Source organism: Paenibacillus sp. FSL R5-0766 (assembly GCF_037971845.1).
In the GTDB taxonomy this organism is placed as follows: domain Bacteria; phylum Bacillota; class Bacilli; order Paenibacillales; family Paenibacillaceae; genus Paenibacillus.
Map to the genome: position 1 here is coordinate 2,938,407 of NZ_CP150227.1, position 23,055 is coordinate 2,961,461.

Consider the following 23,055-nt stretch of genomic DNA (forward strand, 5'->3'; position numbering starts at 1 on the left):
ACAGCTTAGGTACGATCCAATAAGGAGATGATATCGGTCCATGAAGGCAAAAGTCGAGAAAATATACCCATTATCCCCGATGCAAAAAGGAATGCTGTTTCATGCGCTCCAAAATCCGTCTGAAGATGCCTATTTTGAACAAACGGTACTGGATATACGCGGGGAGATTGATCCCGAAATTCTGGAGCAAAGCTTCAATCAGTTGCTTGAACGACATGAAATATTGAGAGCCTCGGTTCATACCAAATTGGAGGAACCCGTTCATGTTGTTCTTGCGAGGCGGACGATCGGGTTTACCTTTCACGATCTGAGGGGCAGGTCAGACGATGAAGTCGCTGCCTTAATGCAAGATTTTATGGAGAAGGATCGTGCAAAAGGGTTTAATTTGTCCAAGGATAACCTGCTTCGAATCGCTCTTGTTTGTAATGGTGAACAGCATTTCCAGATGATCTGGACGTTTCACCATATGATACTGGATGGGTGGAGCATGGGCATTCTCTTCAATGAATTGCTGGATATATATGCTGATAGATCCAATGGCCTACCGTCTAAAATGGCAGATACCCGTCCTTATAGCAATTACATGAAGTGGCTCCAGCAGCAGGAACAGGAATCGGGCCTTGGGTACTGGGAGCATTATCTGTCAGGATACAGTGAGAAGACCGGCTTGCCTTCGATAAACCGATCAACAAGTGAGATGTCGTTCTCCAGAAGAGAGAAGAAAATAGAGTTTTCTCAAGCTCTCACCACAAAAATAAAAGAGATGGCGCAGAAACATGCCGTGACACTCCACACCGTCATTCAAGCGATATGGGGGTTTCTGCTCGCTAAATATAATGATAACGAAGATGCTGTCTTTGGGACCGTTGTATCCGGGAGGGATGCAGCCGTTGATGGCATTGAAAATATGGTTGGTTTGTTTATCAATACCATTCCTACACGTGTTACCTTTTGTGGAGAGCAGCCATTTGTGGAGCTTATGAAAAAGATTCAGTCGGACGCATTGAACAGTCAGGCGTATCAATATTTAAGTCTGGCTGAGGTGCAGGCCCGCACTGAACTCAAACATGATCTGCTTGATCATGTCGTTGTTTTCGAAAATTATGCTCTGGATACGAGGAAGATGGCAGAGCGGTCCAATCTGGGTTTTGAAATCAACGAGATTACTGGAGAGGAACGAACCAACTATCCGTTTACAATGGCTGCTGGACTTGGAGAGAAATTGACGCTGCTGCTCATTTATGATGAACATGTTTATGAACCGGCTCTGATGGATCAGATTGAGATGCATATGAAAGCGATTATCCATCAAATTACGTCAGATGAGAGGATTCATATTCAGGATATTACTCTCGTCTTGAACGATGAACTTCCGATACTTGAGCAGCATTCCATGGGGGTTGTGACTAATTATCCTCAATGGAAAACCATATCCCAGCTTTTTGATGAACAAGTCCAGAAAACGCCTCATGCCACCGCCCTTATTATGGATGACGTGCATATCACCTACCGTGAATTGCAGGAAAAAGCGGATCAAATGGCATCCCGGTTATACGAATTTGGGCTACCCAAGCAGGCAGTGGTAGGACTGCTGGCAGACCGCTCGATAGAGATGATTGCGGGCATACTCGGGATTCTGAAAGCAGGGGCGGCTTATCTTCCCATGGACCCGGGTTGGCCGGAAGAAAGAATAAGTCATATGCTTCAGGATAGCAGGGCTGCGGTGCTCTTGACACAGCCCGAATGGATCAGCCAGGCACCGCTGAATTTTCCAATGTTACCGCTGTATGTGGACTACATGGATCATATGCCTGCGGTCATGGAGATGGCGGCTGCCACACAGGTAATGGAAGTGAAACCTGACAAGGAGAGCCGCATGGATGATCTGGCCTACATGATCTACACTTCTGGTTCTACCGGATTGCCCAAAGGAGTGATGATCTCTCATGCAAACGTAATTCGGGTTGTATGTGAGACGGATTACATCGATATTTGCCCGGAAGACCGGATTTTGCAGCTTTCGAATTATGCGTTTGACGGATCTGTCTTTGATATTTTTGGCGCACTATTGAACGGAGCCAGTCTGGTTCTGCTCAAGCAGGATACGGTTCTGGACACCCAAGCGCTCGCCGAAGTTATCGTTCGTGAGAAAGTCACGGTTTCTTTCATGACGACCGCACTGTTTAATCTGCTTGTTGATCGTGAGCCTGAATGTCTCCGTGGCTTCCGCAAAATATTGTTTGGGGGCGAGCGGGCATCCGTGGCCCAGGCCAGGAAAGGACTGGATATTCTCGGAGCGGATCGCCTGATTCACGTATACGGACCCACAGAAAGCACGGTTTTTGCTACAGCTTATCCCATCAGGTCCATCGAAGCAGCGGTTACCAATCTTCCCATCGGAAAACCAATTGCCAATACTTCGGTCTGGGTTATGGACCGGTACCAGAATCCCGTTCCAGCTGGTATTCCAGGAGAGTTATGTATCTCCGGAGATGGTTTGAGCTTGGGGTATTTGAATAACAAGGAACTAACCGATTCCCGATTCGTTCCACATCCCTTGCTTGAGGGAACACGGATGTATCGAACAGGTGATCGGGTACGCCGGCTCCCAAACGGAGATATTGAGTTTCTCGAACGCTTGGACCACCAGGTTAAATTGCGCGGTTACCGCATTGAGCTGGGAGAGATTGAGCATGTTCTGCTGGAGCATGAAGGGATTCGTGAAGGGGTCGTAGTGACGAGAAAAGATGCAGCCGATCAGGACATATTGATTGCATATCTAAAGGCTGATCCAGCGCTGACAATCACTGGAATTCGTACGTATGTATCGGAGCGCCTGCCGGACTACATGGTTCCTTCCTATTTTATCCTGCTCAATGAGCTTCCCTTAACAGGAAATGGGAAGGTTGATCGCAGGGCGCTGCCTGAACCGGCAGAATGCATAGAACATTTGAAGCATGACCAATATGAAGCACCAAGTACGGTGCTGGAGAATCGCATTTGCACCATATGGAAAGAAATTTTGGGAGTGCAGATTGCGGGGGTTCATGATCACTTCTTTGAGTCCGGCGGTCATTCACTCAAAGCGACAGCACTGACATCACGAATTCACAAAGAGATTCAGGTGATGGTGCCGATCCGACAGCTTTTCCTTGCTCCAACCATCCGAGGTATTGCCAATTACATTGAATCTGCTGCCAAAGAGGACTATCTTTCCATCCAACCGGCCGAATCAAAGCCCTATTATGCACTTTCGTCTGCTCAACGCAGACTTCATATGCTGCATCAGATTTCGGATACCGGAACTTCATACAATATGCCTGCAGTGATGAGAGTATCTGGAAAACTGGACGTGGCGCGATTTGAAGAGGCATTCCGGCAATTGGTACAGAGACATGAGTCATTCAGGACGTCCTTTGTCATTGTGGATGGCGAACCCGTCCAACGGATTCATTCACATGTTCCGTTTGCTGTTGAACATATTGAACCGGGAAGCCGATCATTGGAAGAAACGCTTTCGGATCGAATTCGTCCATTTGAGCTGGGCAAGGCCCCATTAATGCGGATCGAACTTGTGAAAATCAGTGAACAGGAACATGTAGTCGTGATGGACATGCACCATATTATCGCAGATGGTGTGTCAACAGGTGTGCTTGTTCAGGAGTTTCATGAATTGTATGCGGGGAAATCTCTGCCTGAGCTGAAGTTACAGTACAAGGATTACTCCGAGTGGCAAAAGGATTGGTTTAATAGCGAAGGACTGAAGACACAGGAAACCTACTGGCTTAATCGATTTGAGGGAGAAATTCCGGTTCTTCAATTGCCAACAGACTGGCCAAGACCGCAAGTGTACTCTTTTAAAGGAAACCGGGTGCGATTTGTTTGTGACGAACAGCTCACACATGAACTGCATCAATTGGCCAGAGATCATGAAGCGACATTATATATGGTACTGCTGGCGGCTTATACAACTTTACTTTCCAGATATTCAGGACAAGATGACATTGTCGTGGGATCTCCGATTGCGGGGCGCAAACACGCAGATCTCCAACAGGTGATCGGTATGTTTGTTAATACACTTGCCATGCGGAATTATCCTGTAGCGGAACGGTCCTTTAATGATTTCCTTGGAGAAGTGAAGGAGAATGCATTACAGGCTTACGAAAATCAGGATTATCCCCTTGATGAGCTCATCAACAAACTTCATGTTTCAAGAGACAGAAGCAGAAACGCATTGGTGGATACGATGTTTGTGTTGCAAAATCTGGAGCTTGAGCGTGCATACGGACAACAATGGGGTGATTTACACGTTGAGCCTTATGAGACGGAGCTACCCATTGCCAAATTTGATCTGACTCTTGCTGCTGTTGAACAGAATGGCCAACTTGAGTTTGAACTGGAATATTGCAGTGATCTATTTTCCCTTCAAACGGTTGAAAACATGGGCAATCACTTTATTCAATTATTAAAAGGGATATTAAGCAATCCCCAAGGCAAGCTGGGTGAGTTTGAAGTCGTATCTGAGGAAGAGAAGCAGACGCTGCAGTATGTCTATAATGATAACACCTGCTCTTATCCGCTGCACCAGCGGGTATACGAGTGGATTGAGCAAAATGCTCTGCGGACACCTGATCAGGTTGCTGTTGTGCATAACGGCAGAAGCATGAGCTATCATGAGCTGAATGAAGCGGCGGATTTACTCGCAGCTCGTCTGCGTCAGCGTGGTGTAACCAGAGAAATGGTCGTTGGTATTATGATGGATCGGTCTGTAGAAATGATTGCGGGCATTCTCGGTATTATGAAATCAGGAGGGGCTTATTTACCACTGGACCCATCAACTCCGGTTGAGCGAATCCGGTATATGCTTCGGGACAGCGGAGCAAGGTTGATAGTGACCCAGAACCATTGGTCAGATCGGCTCAGGGCTGCTGATTCCGAATGTGTGACACTCATACTGGATGAGGCAGCATTGAAGGATTGGAATGCTGCGGCATCACTCCTAATTCCGTCTGTGGCTGATTCGGCAACGATGACAACAAACCCTGATGATTTGGCCTATATCATCTACACGTCAGGCTCTACAGGTATGCCAAAGGGGGTACAGGTTGAGCAATGCGCCTTGACCAACTTCTGTTGTGGATATATAGATGCTCTACAGTTAACAGAGAGAGACCGGGTGGCAAACTATCTCCAAATGACCTTTGACGCTTCGATTAGTGAAATTTTCCCTGCACTAATGTCAGGGGCTACACTTCATATCATTCCGACCGAGCTGAGATTGGATGTATCGAGGCTAAATGAATACTTATCGGAGTATGGAATAACGGCTGCAACGTTCTCTTCCAAAGTATGTGAATCATTTGTTGAACTGCCAAATTCCTCTTTGCGTTTGCTAGTTTCGGGGGGAGAGCAGCTTAAACTTCATGCCCTTCCGAATTACAGGCTGATCAATGCATACGGGCCAACGGAAAATACGGTGGTTACCACTCTGCATGAAGTTGATTCCATAGACGGTGTCATTCCTATAGGGAAACCTTTCACGAATACAAGAATTTTTATTCTGAATGATCATCTTCAATTCTGTCCGACAGGTGTGACCGGGGAGATGTACATTACCGGTCAAAGTCTGGCACGGGGTTATTTGAATAATCCAGAACTGACAGCCGAGAAATTTGTAGACAACCCGCATGAACCCGGCGGCAAAATGTACCGGACAGGTGATCTGGTGCGCTGGCTGCCTGGTGGCAACCTGCAATTTATGGGGCGTACCGATCAACAGGTGAAAATCCGTGGATACCGGATTGAGCTTGGCGAGATCGAGCAACAACTGCTGAAACATCCGGTCATCCGGGAAACAGCGGTTCTGGCTCATCAGGACCCGCAGGGAAATGGGGCGTTATGCGCCTATGTTGTAGCCGAAGGCGAAGCAGTGTGGACAGCTGCTACTGTTCGGGACTGGCTGGAAGCGGAACTGCCGGATTATATGATCCCGGCCTATGTGGTGCAGCTGGATCAGCTGCCGCTGACGTCCCATGGCAAGCTGGACCGCAAGGCGTTGCCAGAGCCGGACCACCATCTGCCTGCCGGGCCGGAGACGGAAGCACCGCGCAACGAGGTGGAGCGCCTACTGGTGGAAGTTTGGCGTGACGTGTTAAACATGGAGGAGCTGGGCATCAATCACCAGTTCTTTGTCTCCGGGGGAGACTCCATCAAGGCACTCCAGATCGGATCACGTCTGGCCCGAGCGGGACTGCGGATGGAGGTCCGGGATTTGTTTGCCTATCCAAAGATTCGGGATCTCTCCCCGTATGTGAAATGGGATCAGCGTGAGCGCCGGAGCCAGGAGCCTGTGGAAGGAGAAGTGCGACTGACCCCGATTCAGCAGTGGTTTTTTGCGAACAACACGACGGAACGAAATCACTTCACGCAGTCCTTCATGCTGCATCGGGCGGCCGGGTTCAAGCCGGACGTGCTGGAACAGGTGCTGGATCGGTTGCTGGAGCATCATGATGCGCTGCGCATGAGGTATGAGATACAACCAGACGGTAGCATCCGCCAATTCAACCGTCCGGTTCACACTGGAGAGCGGATGTATACCCTGCACCGATTTGATACACGGGGCTGGGATGAACCGGAGCGTCAGGTCTATGAGGCGGCTACCCGGGTGCAGCAGGCATGTAACCTGGAAGAGGGCAAGCTGGTGCAGGTCGGGTGGTTTGAAGCCGAGGACGGAGACCATCTGCTGCTGGCGATTCATCACTTGGTCGTGGACGGGGTGTCCTGGCGAATCCTGCTGGAGGACCTGGAAGTGCTGTATCAGCAGGCGGAGCGGGGAGAAGCGCTGGATGCGGGCGAGAAGACCGACTCTTACCAGCACTTCGCAGAAGCTGTGCAGGATTACGCAAACAGCCCGCAGGCCGCGAAGGAGCGAGCCTACTGGAGTAGGCTTGCAGCGGAGGGGGCTGGACTGAACCTGGGAGAACGGGAGGAAGCGGCAGGCCCGGATCGATTTGCGGACAGCCATACCGTGCAAAACACCCTGAGTGCGGAGGTCACCCGGCATTTGCTGCGGGAGAGCAACCGGGCATACCAGACGGAGATCAATGATCTGCTGCTTAGTGCGCTGTACCTCTCCGTGCGTAAGCTGACGGGTGAGCTGAAGCTGAAGGTGAACCTGGAAGGCCATGGACGGGAGGATGTGCTGGAAGGCATCGATCTCAGCCGCACCGTGGGCTGGTTTACGACCCTGTACCCTGTTCTGTTGGAGGGAGAAGCGGAGGACGAACTTTCGACGACCATCAAACGGGTGAAAGAGGGATTAAGAAAGGTACCGCATAAAGGCTTTAGCTATGGAGCGCTGAAATATGTGGCCCGGATGCCAGAGTTGCAGGCGGAGCGTCCAGCATCCATTTCGTTTAACTATCTCGGTGAGATGGATGGAGGCATGATTGGGGAAGCCATGTTCCGGGAGTCCCGTTTCTCCACGGGACAAACGATTGGTGGCCATATCGCCCGAAATAACCCGATTGAACTGAACACCTTCGTATCTGGTGGGAAGTTACATCTCAACGTAACAGCAAACCAAACTGCGGTGGACATGCCGCTTGTAAGTCGATTTGCAGAGACGTTTTTGAAGCAATTAACGGAAATTGTGGACCATTGCTTGTGTCAGCGTGAAACGACATATACGCCTTCCGACTATGGTGATCCAAGTCTGGCACTTGAGGAGCTGGATCTTATCAAATCTGCCTGTCCGGGCGTGATCATTGAAAGGATTTATCCGTTAACCAATATGCAGCAAGGCATGCTCTTTCACGCAATGGAAGATGAGACATCAACTGCGTATTTTCAGCAAACGGTCATGGAGATTCGCGGGGAAGTGAACCCGGATTACTTGCAATCCAGTTTCAATGAGCTCATGAACAGACATGAAGCATTGAGAGCTTCATTTATGCATCATGATTTGGAAGAACCGAGACAGGTCATTATGCAAAACCTCACCATTGAATTTGAATTTCAAGACTGGACAGCTTTGGAAGCACATCATTCAGCAGCTCAGTTGGAAACTTTTACTCAGCAGGATAAGGCTCGCAGTTTCCGTCTGGATACACAGCCGCTTATGCGTGCAGCTCTGTTTCGCACCACAGATGAATCCTACACCCTTGTATGGAGCCATCATCATATTTTGCTGGATGGATGGTGTCTGGGAATTATATTATCGGAGCTGTTCCAGATCTATAAGGCCAAACTTGAGAATAAAGCGCACAACCTGAAGGAGCCGAAACGATATCATCATTACATTGAATGGCTCATTCGTCAGGACAAGGATGAGGCCCAAGCGTATTGGAGACGTTATCTGGAGAATTATGATACACAGTCGAGTGTTCCAGGTTTGCTTCTTACAGAGCATGATGTTCCGTATTTGCGAAAAGAACAGACGATATCTTTGGGTCAGGAGTTAACCCGCCAATTAAATGAAATAGGTGCTCGTAATGGGGTGACGTTGAATACCGTCATTCAATGTATCTGGGGTCTGGTGCTGGCCAGATACAATGATACGGAGGACGTCATATTTGGAACCGTAGTCTCTGGCAGAGAAGCGCCAGTTGAAGGCATAGAAGAGATGATAGGGTTGTTCATCAATACGATTCCCGTTCGGATTGGTTACCAGCATCAAAAGCATTTTGGCGACGTACTCCAGGCCGTTCAGAAACAAGCCGTTGAAAGTCAGCGATTCAATTATTTGAATCTGGCTGAGGTTCAGGCATTGAGTGATCTCAATAAGGAATTAATGGATCATGTCTTTGTATTTGAGAACTATGCCCTGGATCATGGAGCCGTTCAACAATCCAGTACTGGGGTTGGTTTTGAAATTACCGGACTGCATGCGGAGGAACAGAGCAACTACGGATTCCTGATTTCGGCAACACCTGGTGACAGCCTGACCCTTGTGATTACGTATGATGGTAATAAATATGATTCATCCATCATCGAGCGTATGGATCAACATTTTAGGAGTGTGGCAGAACAAGTTACTTCAGCGGATCATCATCAGCTTGCTGACATTCAACTTGTGGGTGGTCAAGAGTGTGAGGTGCTCCTGAATTCTTTCAATAACTCTGATGCGGATTACCCGCGAAATATGACCATTCATGAGCTGTTCCAGCAGCAAGTTCGACGTACGCCTGATCGAATTGCTGTCCGGGATGAGCATCGTCATATGACGTACATGGAGCTGAATGAGCGTTCCAATCAACTGGCCCGTACGTTGTTTTCTCTTACAGGAGGAACAGAGCAATTCATTGGGATTATGGCGGATCGGTCAGTCGATATGATCGTTGGCATTATGGCAGTGTTAAAAGCGGGAGCCGCATATATACCTGTTGATCCCACCTATCCGGATGACCGTATTAGCTATATGCTGGAGGATTCGGGCATCCGCCTGCTGGTGGTTTCTGAAAAAGGAATGGATCGCGGACTTCACCGGGGTTTATGCGTTGTCTTGGAGGAAGAGAACTCGTATCACCTGGATGCAGGAAATCTGGAGATATCCGTTCAGTCACATGATCTCGCCTATGTCATTTATACCTCAGGTACGACTGGGAATCCGAAGGGAACGCTGATTGAGCATAAAAATGTCGTGCGTTTGTTGATCAATGACCGTAATCGATTTAATTTCAGCGAGAATGATGTATGGACGATGTTCCATTCCTTCTGTTTTGATTTTTCGGTGTGGGAGATGTATGGAGCACTGTTGTACGGAGGGACCTTACTTATCGTTCCACATCTGGTCGCCCAACAGCCTGGAGAATTCCTGCAATTATTAATCCGTGAAAAGGTAACCATTCTGAATCAGACGCCATCTTACTTCTACCGATTGATGCATGAGGAGGCAAAACGTCCGAGGAAGGAATTGAGTTTGCGAAAAGTCATTTTTGGCGGAGAAGCGTTAAGTCCGTCATTATTGACAGCATGGCATAAGCGTTATCCATCTACAAAATTAATTAATATGTACGGCATTACGGAGACTACGGTTCATGTTACCTATAAGGAGATTACCCTGTCTGATATGCAAATGGGCAGAAGTAATATAGGTCAGCCTATCCCTACACTCAGGGCATATATTCTGAACCAGTATCGCCAATTGCAGCCTGTAGGATGTGCAGGTGAGCTATACGTTGCAGGAGAAGGGCTTGCCAGAGGATACCTCAATCGATCCAGTCTTACGGAAGAACGATTTGTCGAAGATCCGTTCTATCCTGGTGAGAAAATGTATCGTTCAGGCGACTTGGCCAGATGGCGTGCAGATGGCAACATGGAGTACTTGGGCCGAATGGATCATCAGGTCAAAATTCGGGGATATCGAATTGAATTGGGTGAAATCGAACATCAATTGCTTCAGCTTTATATCGTAAAGGATGCATTCGTTGTAGCCAGGGCGGATGAAGAGCATACACAATTTATATGTGCATATATCACCCTGAATGAGGCAGCAGATGATGCGGTTACGCAACAGATCAGACAACAGTTGTCTCTTCAATTGCCGGATTATATGATGCCAGCCTACATTGTAAAGATGGATCAATTGCCACTGACCTCCAACGGGAAAGTGGATCGTAAAGCGCTACCAGCCCCGGAAGCGGGCATGTCTGCACTTGGGGGTTATGAAGCTCCGGGAAGCAGGGTGGAAGCGGAATTACTTGCACTCTGGCATCAGCTTCTAAATAATGACCGTATTGGCGTAAACCACAATTTCTTTGAAGTTGGAGGACACTCGCTGAAGGCTTCGGCTCTCGTATCTCGCGTCCACAAGGCATTCGGTGTGGCCATACCATTGAGACAAGTATTTGCAACGCCTACGGTCAGAGCCTTGTCCAAGTGGATCGATTCCGCTCGTTCCAGCAAATATGTGACCATAACCAAAGCGGAAAGCAAGGAGTACTACCCGCTCTCGTCAGCACAAAAAAGACTTTTTATTATGCATCAGCTGGAAGATTCGAGCTTGGCCTACAATATGCCTTATGCTATGAAAATATCTGGCAATCTGGATGTACGCCAATTGGAAAGAGCCTTTCAGGATCTGATCAAGCGTCATGAATCATTCAGGACTTCCTTCCATATGGTTGATGGACAGCCTGTTCAACGAATTGATCAACAGGTGGAATTCAGGATCACATCTCTCGAGCTGGGTGACCAGACTTTAGGAGCGTGGCAGGCGAGATTTGTACGTCCATTCAATCTGACTCAGGCTCCGTTACTGCGGGTGGAACTTGTGCAAATGGGACCGGCTGAATACAGTCTGATTATGGATATGCATCACATTATTGCGGACGGTGCATCCATGGGCGTCTTGACCAGGGAGCTGAGCGCCCTGTATGAAGGACAAACGCTTGAACCACTCCAATTGCAATACAGAGATTATGCCGAGTGGCAGGCACTATCCAGAACAACGGAAGTGATGCAGGCACAGAAGGACTACTGGCTCAGTGCTTATCAAGAGGAAGTCCCGCTCCTGGATCTGCCTATCGATTATGCAAGACCACAACACCGTAATTATGAAGGCGAACTGTTTCCGTTCGAGTTATCTGAGGGTGTGTCGCAACGGCTGTCTCAATTGGCTCATCAAGAGGGCGTAACCTTATTTATGCTTCTGCTTGCTGGTTATACAACACTGTTACATCGATACACCGGGCAAGAGGATATCATCGTGGGGACACCGGTAGCAGGTAATTCACAGCCGGAACTGGAAAATGTAATCGGTTTGTTCATTAATACACTGGCACTTCGGAATCGTCCGGTAGGCACGTTTACGTTCAAGGAGTATCTTAACGAGATCAAAGAGAATACACTTCAGGCCTATGAAAACCAGGATTATGCATTTGATGAACTGGTTGAACAGCTTGCCTTGACAAGAGATATGAGCCGAAGTGCCTTGTTTGATACGATGCTGGTATTCCAGAATTATGACAGTGAGGAGCTTGCAATAGAGGGTGTGCAATTCAGTTCACTTCCTCCAAGCAACATCCGATCCAAATTTGATATCACTTTAACCGCAATGGAAGCTGAGGGCCGGATCAAATGTGTGTTTACGTACTCTACGGAGTTGTTTAAGCCTGAAACAATAGAGCGTATGGCAGGCCACCTGACGGAGTTGCTGGATAATATCAGTAACGATGCCGCGTTGCGGTTGCAGGATATTCAATTCATCACATCAGAAGAGACAAAGTCCATTATGCAGGTATCCTGTGGTCAGCCTGTGCAATTCAGAACAGATGCAGCCCTGATCGAACTGTTCGAGGAGCAAGTAAGGAAGTCATCCGGGCAACGGGCAGTGGTGTCAGGGGAAAACGAATTATCTTATGAAGAGTTGAATCGTAGAGCTAATCAACTGGCTCGCTCGCTAAGATCAAGAGGGGCTGCACCGAATTCGGTTATCGCAGTAAGCATGAATCCATCTGTGGACTTGATTATAAGCATGCTGGCCGTTCTTAAAACGGGAGCCATCTATTTACCGATTGATCCTGAGCAGACTGTGAACAGGACCAATGTTATTTTGAATGATAGCCAGGCTATCCTTGTGTTGACGGATCATCCGTTGTCCAAGGAGTTATCTTTCAGTGGGGATGTGTGTCAGGTTAACGACAGCAGTATCGAAAGCTTTGACTACACGGATCTATCTCTGCCGATTTCGCCTGAACAGCAGGTCTATATGATCTATACTTCAGGTTCGACAGGTACTCCGAAAGGGGTAATGGTTCGCAACCGAAATATTGTTAATTACACACAATGGTTCATCCGCGAAGCGGGAGTTTCTGCGGCAGATCGAACGATGTTGATGTCTTCCAGTGCTTTTGATCTGGGATACACAGGTGTATTTTCATCCTTGTTGCAAGGCGGTGAGCTTCACGTTCCAAGCAAGGAAGACTACACCAATCCGGCTAGAATATTACAAATAATGGCTCAACAGCGTATCACATTCATCAAACTGACCCCTTCATTATTCAATCTGCTGCTCCATGATGCTGCATTTGCAGAATGGCAGCCTGTGCTGAGGCTGGTTGTGCTTGGTGGGGAGAAGACAAATACAACGGATGTGGAAAAGTACCTTCAAGAGTTTCCAAACAGCCGGATCATGAATCATTATGGTCCAACTGAAACGACGATTGGTGTAGTTTTTCATAACATATCGTCTGTGAATGTTCGTTCCTTTATAGATCATCCGGTTATTGGCAGACCGATTGATAACACTGTGGTATACGTGCTAGATAAGCATAACCATCTGGTGCCCCGGGGTGTATTCGGTGAAATTTGTGTTTCGGGTGAAGCAGTGTCTAGCGGGTATTTCAATCAGGTTGAAATGACCCGGGAGAAGTTTGTTGAAGATCCATTCCAGCCGGGGCAGATCATGTACAAAACAGGAGATCTTGCCCGTTGGACACATGATGATGAGCTGGAACTGGCAGGTCGGAAGGATAATCAGGTGAAAGTGCGTGGTTATCGGATTGAGCTGGATGAAATCAAAAAACAAATGCTGCTTCTGGAAGGTGTACGGGAGGCCGTTATCGTACCTGGAGCAAACCAGGAACGGGCTACCGTGCTCTGTGCCTATTTCACCGCAAACAGATCGATACCATTGGACGAAATTCGCGTTCATCTAGGTGTCGAATTGCCTGAATATATGATTCCTACGCATTTTATGCAATTGGATACCCTGCCGCTGACCGGCAATGGGAAATTGGATGTACGTGCACTTCCCGAACCGGATGCAAGCATGGGTGGAGAGATGGTCTATGAGCCCCCGAGAAACGAGGCAGAGAGCCTGCTCGTTTCCATCTGGGAAGAGGTGCTTGGCTTCAAGCCAATCGGCATCAACCATCACTTCTTTGCTTCCGGTGGTGATTCCATTAAAGCATTGCAAATTATATCCAGACTGTCCAGAGCTGGCAAAAAGCTGACCATGAAAGAGCTATTTGCTAATCCACAGATCAAGTTGCTGGGGCGTTATGTTAGAGAAGATTCCCATGTAGACCGGATGAAGCAGCGTGTGACGGGTCCGGTTGATCTTACACCCATCCAGAAGTCTTATTTCTTGCAGCATCAACGTACAGGAATGAACCACTTTAATCAGTCCTTGATGTTGTACCGCGAGGAGGGATTCAATCCAGAGATAGTCCGGCAGATCATGGAAGGGTTAATGATGCATCACGATGTCTTGCGGATGTCCTATCGTGAGGAACAAGGTAAGGTGGTGCAGACCCATCTCGATTATGAAGCAGGTCTTTTCCAGTTGGATGTACAGGACATGAACGCTCTTGATGAGCAGGAACTGTACACAAGGGTGCAGCAGGCAGCCTCCAAGATACAAGAATCCATCGAAATTTTCGAGGGACCTCTGGTGCGAGCCGTCATTTTCAGGACCGATCAGGGAGATCATCTGGTCATTGTAATCCATCATATGCTGATTGATGGGGTATCTTGGAAAATTCTATTGGAAGACTTGGCCATAGGATACCAGCAGCTTCTGGAAGGACAAGATCTTTCTTTTTATCCGGTTACAGATTCGTACCCCTACTATGCAGCTTTCCTGAGCGACTATGCGAAGGGAGGTCGTCTCGCCAAGGAGCGTGCGTATTGGATCAAGACGGATCAAGAAGAAGCCGGCTTTCTTCCTCGGAATGAAGTTCATCTGAGCGAATATCGATACGGAGACAATCGAATGAGCAGCGTATCGCTGGACCGAGAGATGACAACTCAGCTTTTGAGAGAGACAAACCAGGCCTACTATACTGAAATTAATGACATTCTGCTGGCTGCTCTAGCTCTCTCCATCAAGGAATGTGCAGGAGCGAGCAAAGTTAAGGTAACGATGGAAGGTCACGGTCGCGAGCTTATGGGAGACGAATTGGATATCAGTCGTACGGTTGGCTGGTTTACAAGCAAATATCCGGTATGTATCCATCTCGGGAATGAGGAAGGGCTTGGTACAACGATCAAGGAGGTAAAAGAGCAGCTAAGAAGGGTTCCTGCGAAAGGAATTGGTTACGGAATATTGAAATATATGACTACTGAATTGCCAAAGTTGAAAGAGCAGACACCACTCCTGTTGTTTAATTATTTGGGACAAATGGATCAGGATATTAACAGTGGTCTGTTTCGTTCGTCCTGGTTGCCAGCGGGCAATTCGGTTGGTGATGATGTCATTCGTGCCAATCCAATGGAAGTTATTGCCTATGTGGCTGAAGGTCAATTGATGATTAACATCACCTATAACCACAAGTTGTTTGATAACTCCATCGTAGAGAACTTTGCGACATCCTACCAAAAAATGCTCCAGCTGATCATTGAACATTGCGCGCAGCAACAGCAGGCCGAAAAAACGCCATCCGATTATGGAGATCCATATGTAACGCTGCAAAATTTGAAAGTGATTACGCAAAAGTTCGGCCCAGAGCGAATTGAGAAAATATATCCTTTGGCCAACATGCAGCGCGGGATGCTGTACCATGCACTTGAGAATCGCGGAGACAGGGTTTATTTTGAGCAGCTGATCATGAACATCAGAGGAAATCTTGACATTGATCGGTTTCAGGAGAGTCTGAACCTGTTGATGCAACGTCACGAAATGCTTCGTGCTTCCATTGAATACCAAGTTACGGAAGAGCCACGGAATATTATTTGTCAAAACCGAGGGGCTGCTTTTGTATACCGGGATCTTCGAGGATTACCAGAACAGGACAGAGACACTCGTGTATTGTCAATTGCTATGGAGGACAAAAGAAAAGGTTTTGATCTTGGAAAAGATACACTGGTTCGATTTGAATTGTTGCAGACCAATGAGGAGCAATACTCGTTAATCTGGAGTAACCATCATATCTTGCTTGATGGCTGGGCAAGAGGCATCATTCTTGCAGAGCTGGTCCATCTGTATGAATGCAAACGTACTGGGAAAAACATTCAGCTCCACGAGCCTGTACCTTACAGTGAATATGTGGAATGGTTGCAGGCGTTGAACAAGGATGAAGCCATCTCGTACTGGAAGAATGTTCTGGGCGGATATGAGAACAAGGTTCAGTTGCCAGCAGGAATTTCTCGTTCATTGAACGATGGGGTCACTCCACAGGAGCATCAATTCCGCATTTCCAGACAGCTCACGAAGCAAATGAATGACCTTGCCAACCGGAACCATGTCACATTTTATACGGTTATGCAGTGTGTCTGGGGAATCATGCTTGCCAAGTACAACGATACTTCCGATGTCGTATTTGGAACGGTGGTATCCGGGAGAGAAGCGCAGGTAAGCGGGATCGAAAACATGGTTGGTTTATTTATCAACACCATTCCTGCACGGATTCAATGGGATGAGGGACATACCTTCAAACAACTGGTTGGAGATATGCAGGCCTTATCGATTGAAGGAAGTCAGCATCACCATCTGGGTCTGGCTGAAATTGCATCTTTGAGCAGTCTAAAAAGAGATTTGATCGATCATATCATGGTTTTTGAAAATTACTCGGTGGATTCAAGTCTCGTTGAACAAGGCGCGAATGATATTGGGTTTGTCATTGAGGACGTCCATAGTCAGGAACAGACGAATTATGGATTCAATCTGATTGCAATACCTGGTGAAGAGCTAGTAATCAAGTTTGCCTATGATTCCGGCAAGTATGATGAATCCTTGATGAAAGTCATGGAAAACCATATGCTGACTCTGTTGAAACGAATAGTGACAGATGAAAACATGCGGGTCGATGACATTCAAATCATGACGAAACAAGAGCAGATCATCCTGTTGGATCAGTACAACGATACGGGTTCAGCCTATCCGAAGGGCAAAACGATGCATCAGTTGGTCAGTGAACAAGTCCTCAAAACCCCTGAACATGTCGCCGTAGCGTTGGGCTCAGATGTGCTGACCTACAGACATCTTGAAATAAAATCGAATCAGTTGGCAAGACATTTAAAAGCTATCGGTGTTGGTTACAATTCCATGGTGGGCATTATGGTTGAACGCTCACCCGAGATGATTGTTGGCATTCTGGCTATTATGAAGGCGGGCGGAGCGTATGTGCCCATTGACCCGGAATATCCCGCAGAACGGATTGCATTTATTCTGGAGGATAGCGGTTCATCGATCATATTGGAAAGGGAAGAAGGCCATACCGTGTCGGGCAGAACATCCGTAGCGATTGATGCGGATTATAGCCATTATTCAGCAGAACCATTGGAGCAGCATGCTGGACCAGAGGATGTAGCGTATGTGATCTATACCTCAGGATCGACCGGGAAACCAAAAGGCACAATGATTCCGCACAGCGGTCTGATCAACTATATTTTCTGGGCGAAGGACGTTTATTTGCAGAATCGGGAGCTTGATTTTGCCCTGTACTCCTCGTTTGCGTTTGATTTGACGATCACTTCCATCTTTACACCGCTGGTTACTGGAAATAAAATAGTGGTATATCCAACCAGCGGAGATGAACCAGTGATCCTGAATGTATTCAGGGATCGGCAAGCAGGCGTAGTTAAATTGACACCATCACATCTGAATCTAATTAAGGATATGGACAACACTCGATCTAGTATCAAGTGCCTGATTGTAGGCGGTGAGGACCTGAAATCGGAATTGGCTCGGGAAGTATATGAGAGTTTTGGAGGCAAGGTTCAGATCTTTAATGAATACGGGCCAACGGAAACAGTTGTAGGCTGCATGATCCATCCGTATAATCCCGAGACGGACACGAGAATCTCAGTACCTATTGGGAAACCTGCTGCAAATGTGCAGTTATATGTGCTGAATAAACATCAGCAACTGCTTCCGGCTGGTTCGCCAGGGGAACTATACATTGGAGGTGACGGAGTATCCCGAGGATACTTCGGACGTCCGGAACTAACGATGCAGAAGTTTGTACCCAATCCGTTCAAAGAAGGGACTATCCTATACCGGACAGGTGATCTGGTGCAATGGTTGCCAAACGGAGACATGGAGTTCCTCGGTCGAATTGATCATCAGGTGAAAATTAGGGGATACCGTATTGAGCCGGGAGAGATTGAACATCGTTTGCTGCAACAACCGGAAGTTAAGGATGCAATTGTGACCTCGCGGCAAGACGATTCTCAGCAAAGCTATCTCTGTGCGTACATCGTACCTGTGGACCTGAGTAAAAAGATGGACATCGTTCAACTGAAACAGGGATTGCTTGACGAGCTTCCCGCATATATGATACCTGCATTCTTTGTTGTGATGGATCAGCTCCCATTGACGGTGAACGGAAAAGTGGACTTGAAGGCATTGCCTGAGCCTGAGGGTAGTGTGACAGCTCTGCAATCCTACACACCACCGGAAACGGAACTGGAACGACACATGACAGATATTTGGGAGGACGTTCTTCCAGTGAAGCCGATTAGCATACATGCAAATCTGTTTGAACTGGGTGCGAATTCGTTAAATGTGATGTCTTTTGTATCCCGATTGTACAGTCTGTTGAATTTTAGAATTCCGTTTAAGGATATTTTTGAAAAACCGACCATTGCTGATCTGGCGGCCTTTGTTGAGAAAGCCAAAGATCTGCTGGAGGACTACACCGAAGATTGCATGCAGCTAACCCGGACAAGCGAGAATAATCGGATCGTTTTCTGTTTTCCTCCCGCTGCTTCCATGGGGATTGCCTACATGACACTTGCTCAGCATCTGGACTCGTTCGGAGTTTACAGCTTTAATTTCATCACTTCAGAAGATCGGATTGCTCGTTACGCTCAAATGATGATTGATATTCAAAAGGAGGGCCCATTCACGCTGATGGGTTACTCCTCGGGTGGAGTGCTGGCCTTCGATGTAGCCAAAGAGCTTAACCGCAGAGGATATGAAGTGCGTGACCTGATTATACTGGACTCAAAATACCGAACAGAAGTGGAAGAGCATCGTCTGACTGAAGAAGAAATCAGGCAGGAGATTCAGCAAAAGTTCAACATGAGTCAATATCAGGACCTTGAGAAATTGGCGAATGACTATTTGCTGGAGCTGATTACGAAGTCTTACCTGTATGTTCATGAAGCCATAACCTTTGGTACGATTGATGGTAACATCAGTTATGTGACTTCAGGACTTTTGGATGCCAATGCTTCGATTGCATTGTGGGCCCAATCCACCACAGGACAATTCAGACAAGTGAAAGGTTACGGCAAACATATGGAGATGATTGACAAAAATTATCCGGAGATTGTGAAACAGAATGCAACGCTCATCAACGAACTCTTGCTGACAAGCACTAAATAATATTTCAAGGTTGGCGTTTCGTGAGTCAGAAACGCCAACCTTTTTTTTAGAAAGAAGGTTGAAATCATGCAAAATATTCGTGTACTCATTGCGGATGACGATAAGGAGATTCGAGACCTGATCCGAAAATACCTGGAGCGGGAGATGTACACCGTAGATACTGCCGCAGATGGTGAACAAGCGCTGCAGCTGTTTCAACAGCACAAATATAATATGGTCATTCTTGACCTGATGATGCCTCAGATGGACGGTATGGAGGCTTGTCGAAGAATTCGCAGTATCAGTAATGTACCCATCATGATGGTGACAGCCAAAGACCACGAAACAGATAAAATTATAGGTCTTGGCATCGGTGCAGATGATTACATTACCAAACCATTTAGCATTCATGAACTGGTTGCTAGAATTAAGGCACTCATGCGTAGATTTATGGTTCTTGGGACGGAGGTTCCTGACCATAGTGAGGTCATTCGCTTCAAAGGATTGATGATGAATTTGAAAACATACACAGTTGATGTCCAGGGAAAAGAGACCGATCTGACTGGCAAAGAAACAGAATTGCTCAAATTTATGATGTCCAATCCTGGCCAGGTGTTCACCAAAGCCCAATTATTCAGGAATGTATGGGATAATGGGTATTTGGATGATGACAATACCGTCATGGTACATATCCGAAAGCTACGAATGAAGATTGAATCCGATCCTTCGAATCCACAGTTTATAAAAACCGTTTGGGGTATCGGTTATAAATTTGTAGGTGAACGGGATGAATAGAGATGCCATCTTGATTTTATCCGGTCTACAGTTGATCATCGGAGCTGGGGCACTTGCTCTGGAATACTACACGAGCTTGACGCATGGTTCACGAATGTGGTTGTTTGCAGCGTTTGTTTTCACCAGCATCTGCGTACTCGTTAATCAATATCAGATTCGAAGCAAGCAGCAATCGATTGCTTCTGAACTGCATCGGGCGGTCAATGGAGAAGGAAAAAGAAGAATATTAAGCAAAGGGAATGTACTGCTGGATGAGATCGTTTTTGCAGCAAATGACCTGATGGAGCAGCTTGAAAGCGTAAATATCGAGGCCCAGCGCTCTCAGGCAGTAAGAAAGAGTCTGCTTTCCAGCATTTCTCATGATATTCGCACACCTCTAACTTCGATGATTGGTTATGTGGATGCGCTCAAGGATGACATTGCTTCGACAGAAGAAGAGAGAAGAGACTATATGGATATTTTGTCGCGAAAATCGAAGGACTTGAAAAAAATGATAGATGAGATGTTCACCATGGCCAAACTGGATGCAGACGAGATGCCCATGCAGGCTGAGCCGTTGGATCTGGCCGAATTGACCAGGGAGATTTTGATTGAATTTATACCCAGTCTCAAAAAAGCAGAGATGGATCTAAAAATTCAGATCCCGGATTATCCTTGTTTCGTTATGGCAGACAGGCTGAGTATCAATCGCCTCATCAGTAATCTGATTCAAAATTCTATCCAGTATGGACATGAAGGGGGCGTTCTGGGAATTGAGATAACATGTTATCATCTTAATTTCCAATTAACCGTATGGGATCAGGGACCAGGGATATCAGAGAAAGAGCTAAATCTGGTGTTTGAACGTATGTATCGCAGTGACCACTCACGTAGCCCTGTCTTTGGGGCAAGCGGGCTTGGGCTTTCAATTGCCCGGACATTGGCTGAGAAAAATGAGGGGTATTTGCAGGCAGAGAGCAAACCTGGCGTGAAAACATCCTTTATATTCACAATCCCCAAGTATAAGCGGCTGTCAAAGTCACAGCACAATTAAGAGATAGTTAAGATTTGGATAAGCGCTATTTAAAATCTGAAACCTAGAATGAAATTATCAGTTCTTGGAAGGAAGGTGCGCTAGACGTGAGTGTAATTATCAAAACAACAAATCTTACCAAACAATACGGGACTCAAAAATCAGTTAATTCACTGAACATGACCGTTCAACAAGGTGGGATATACGGCTTTCTTGGACGCAACGGGGCAGGGAAAACGACGACAATCCGTATGCTGCTCGGTCTAATCAAACCAACGCATGGTGAGATTGAGATATTTGGAGAGAACCTATTTACCAATCAAAAAGAAATATTAAGAAGAACCGGCTCGATTGTAGAAGTACCCGGGTTTTATGAGAACCTGACTGCCCGCGAAAATTTATCCATCAACGCTCGAATTATGGGGATATACAAAAAGAATGCAATTGAGGACTCGCTCGAAATCGTAGGTCTGCAAAATGAAACCAAAAAATTGGTTGGCAAATATTCTTTGGGAATGAAACAAAGGTTAGGCATTGCCCGAGCCCTGTTGCACTATCCAGAATTACTGATTCTTGATGAACCTACCAATGGACTTGATCCGATTGGGATCAAAGAAATTCGCAGGCTGATTAAAAATTTGGCCACGGAGAGAAATATTACCATCTTGATCTCAAGCCATATTTTATCGGAAATTGAACAACTGGTTGATTACATGGGCATTATTCATGAAGGGAACCTGCTGGAGGAAATTTCATTTGAGCAGCTTCGGAAAAGGAACCGTAAATACACCGAATTTCAAGTTTCAGATGATAATAAGGCTGCGGTCATTCTCGACGGTTTGGATCAGGCTGAATATGAAATTCATGATGAACGCAATATCCGGGTGTATTCCCATTTGGGACAACAAGGTAAGTTAAACAGAATCTTTATGGAGAATGACATCAATGTAACCAAAATTATGGTGAGTGAGGATCGTTTGGAAGATTATTTCACCAAGCTGGTTGGAGGTGGAACCATTGGTTAATTTGCTTTACACTGAACTTCTCAAGCTGAAACGCTCCAAAATGTTTCTGCTTAGTATCATCGGAGCGGCCGTTGCCCCTTTGATGGTAGCTGCTGCCATGTTTGTACAAATGAAAACAAAGGAGCCTTATCTTGTCGCACAATTCAGTGTGCTTATGTCCAACACAAGCATATATGCTGTACTGGTCATTGGAGTTCCGTTGTATGGTGTCATTACCGCTTATCTGTATAACAGGGAATATGCGGAGGATACAATGAAGAATCTGCTGACCATTCCGGTTTCCAGAGTCGCTCTGCTAATGTCCAAATGGATTATGTTGCTGGGATGGATTATGTTGCTTACATTATCAGCGTGGGCGCTGGCGATCATTTTTGGTTCACTGGGTCAATTTGCAGGTCTTACTCCACAGTTTGTGCTTAACTCGCTCAGCAATTATGTAGTGGCAGGACTGCTGTTGTTTCTGTTGTCCACCCCGATCATTCTGATTACGCTCGTATTAAAAAGTTTTGTGCCAGCGATTATCGTAACCATTATTATTACACTGGTGAATGTGATGCTGGCTACAAGTGAACATCGCGGACTATTTCCATGGACCGCAGCACTGGATATCGCGAATGGAACACTGGAAGCCAAATATCCTCCAGAGTATTCTTATATTTCGATCGCTGCGACGTTCATCATCTGTCTTGGACTGGCCATTGGTTATTTTAAGAAAATAGATATTCATTAGATCTTGTCTTCAAACTTATCCAAACCTTCTCCGAAACATACAAAATCCTAATCAAGTCGGTCGCATATGACTGCGAAAAACATAATGGAGAAGCCCTGATCAGTATGGATCAGGGCTTCTTTTTCAATGATCAGTATGGATCAGGGCTTCTTTTTCAATGATCAGGTTAACCCGTAGTTACGGGTTGGCCTTTTTTGTTCTCGTTTTACGAAAGCGGATGGAAAGCATAACGTCCACTGCC

5 protein-coding genes are annotated in these 23,055 nt (G+C 46.6%); all 5 read left to right on the forward strand.

Annotated features, from left to right (window positions below):
• Positions 1–40 precede the first annotated feature (40 nt).
• A complete protein-coding gene (locus MKY66_RS13005) occupies positions 41–19,273 on the forward strand; it encodes a non-ribosomal peptide synthase/polyketide synthase (RefSeq protein ID WP_339807156.1) in 19,233 nt (6,410 codons plus the stop codon).
• 66 nt (positions 19,274–19,339) lie between these two features.
• Entirely contained in the window at positions 19,340–20,047 is a 708-nt protein-coding gene (locus MKY66_RS13010) for a response regulator transcription factor (RefSeq protein ID WP_076214661.1), read from the forward strand.
• Positions 20,040–21,080: a HAMP domain-containing sensor histidine kinase gene (locus tag MKY66_RS13015; protein WP_076214663.1), complete on the forward strand. Its 1,041-nt coding sequence runs from the start codon at positions 20,040–20,042 to the stop codon at positions 21,078–21,080. Before MKY66_RS13010 ends, MKY66_RS13015 begins: the two co-directional genes overlap by 8 nt.
• Before the next feature lie 86 nt (positions 21,081–21,166).
• Positions 21,167–22,084, forward strand: coding sequence for an ABC transporter ATP-binding protein (locus tag MKY66_RS13020; RefSeq protein ID WP_076214666.1), 918 nt, complete (start codon positions 21,167–21,169; stop codon positions 22,082–22,084).
• Positions 22,077–22,814: an ABC transporter permease gene (locus MKY66_RS13025; protein WP_076214667.1), complete on the forward strand. Its 738-nt coding sequence runs from the start codon at positions 22,077–22,079 to the stop codon at positions 22,812–22,814. Before MKY66_RS13020 ends, MKY66_RS13025 begins: the two co-directional genes overlap by 8 nt.
• The last annotated feature ends 241 nt before the right edge of the window (positions 22,815–23,055 follow it).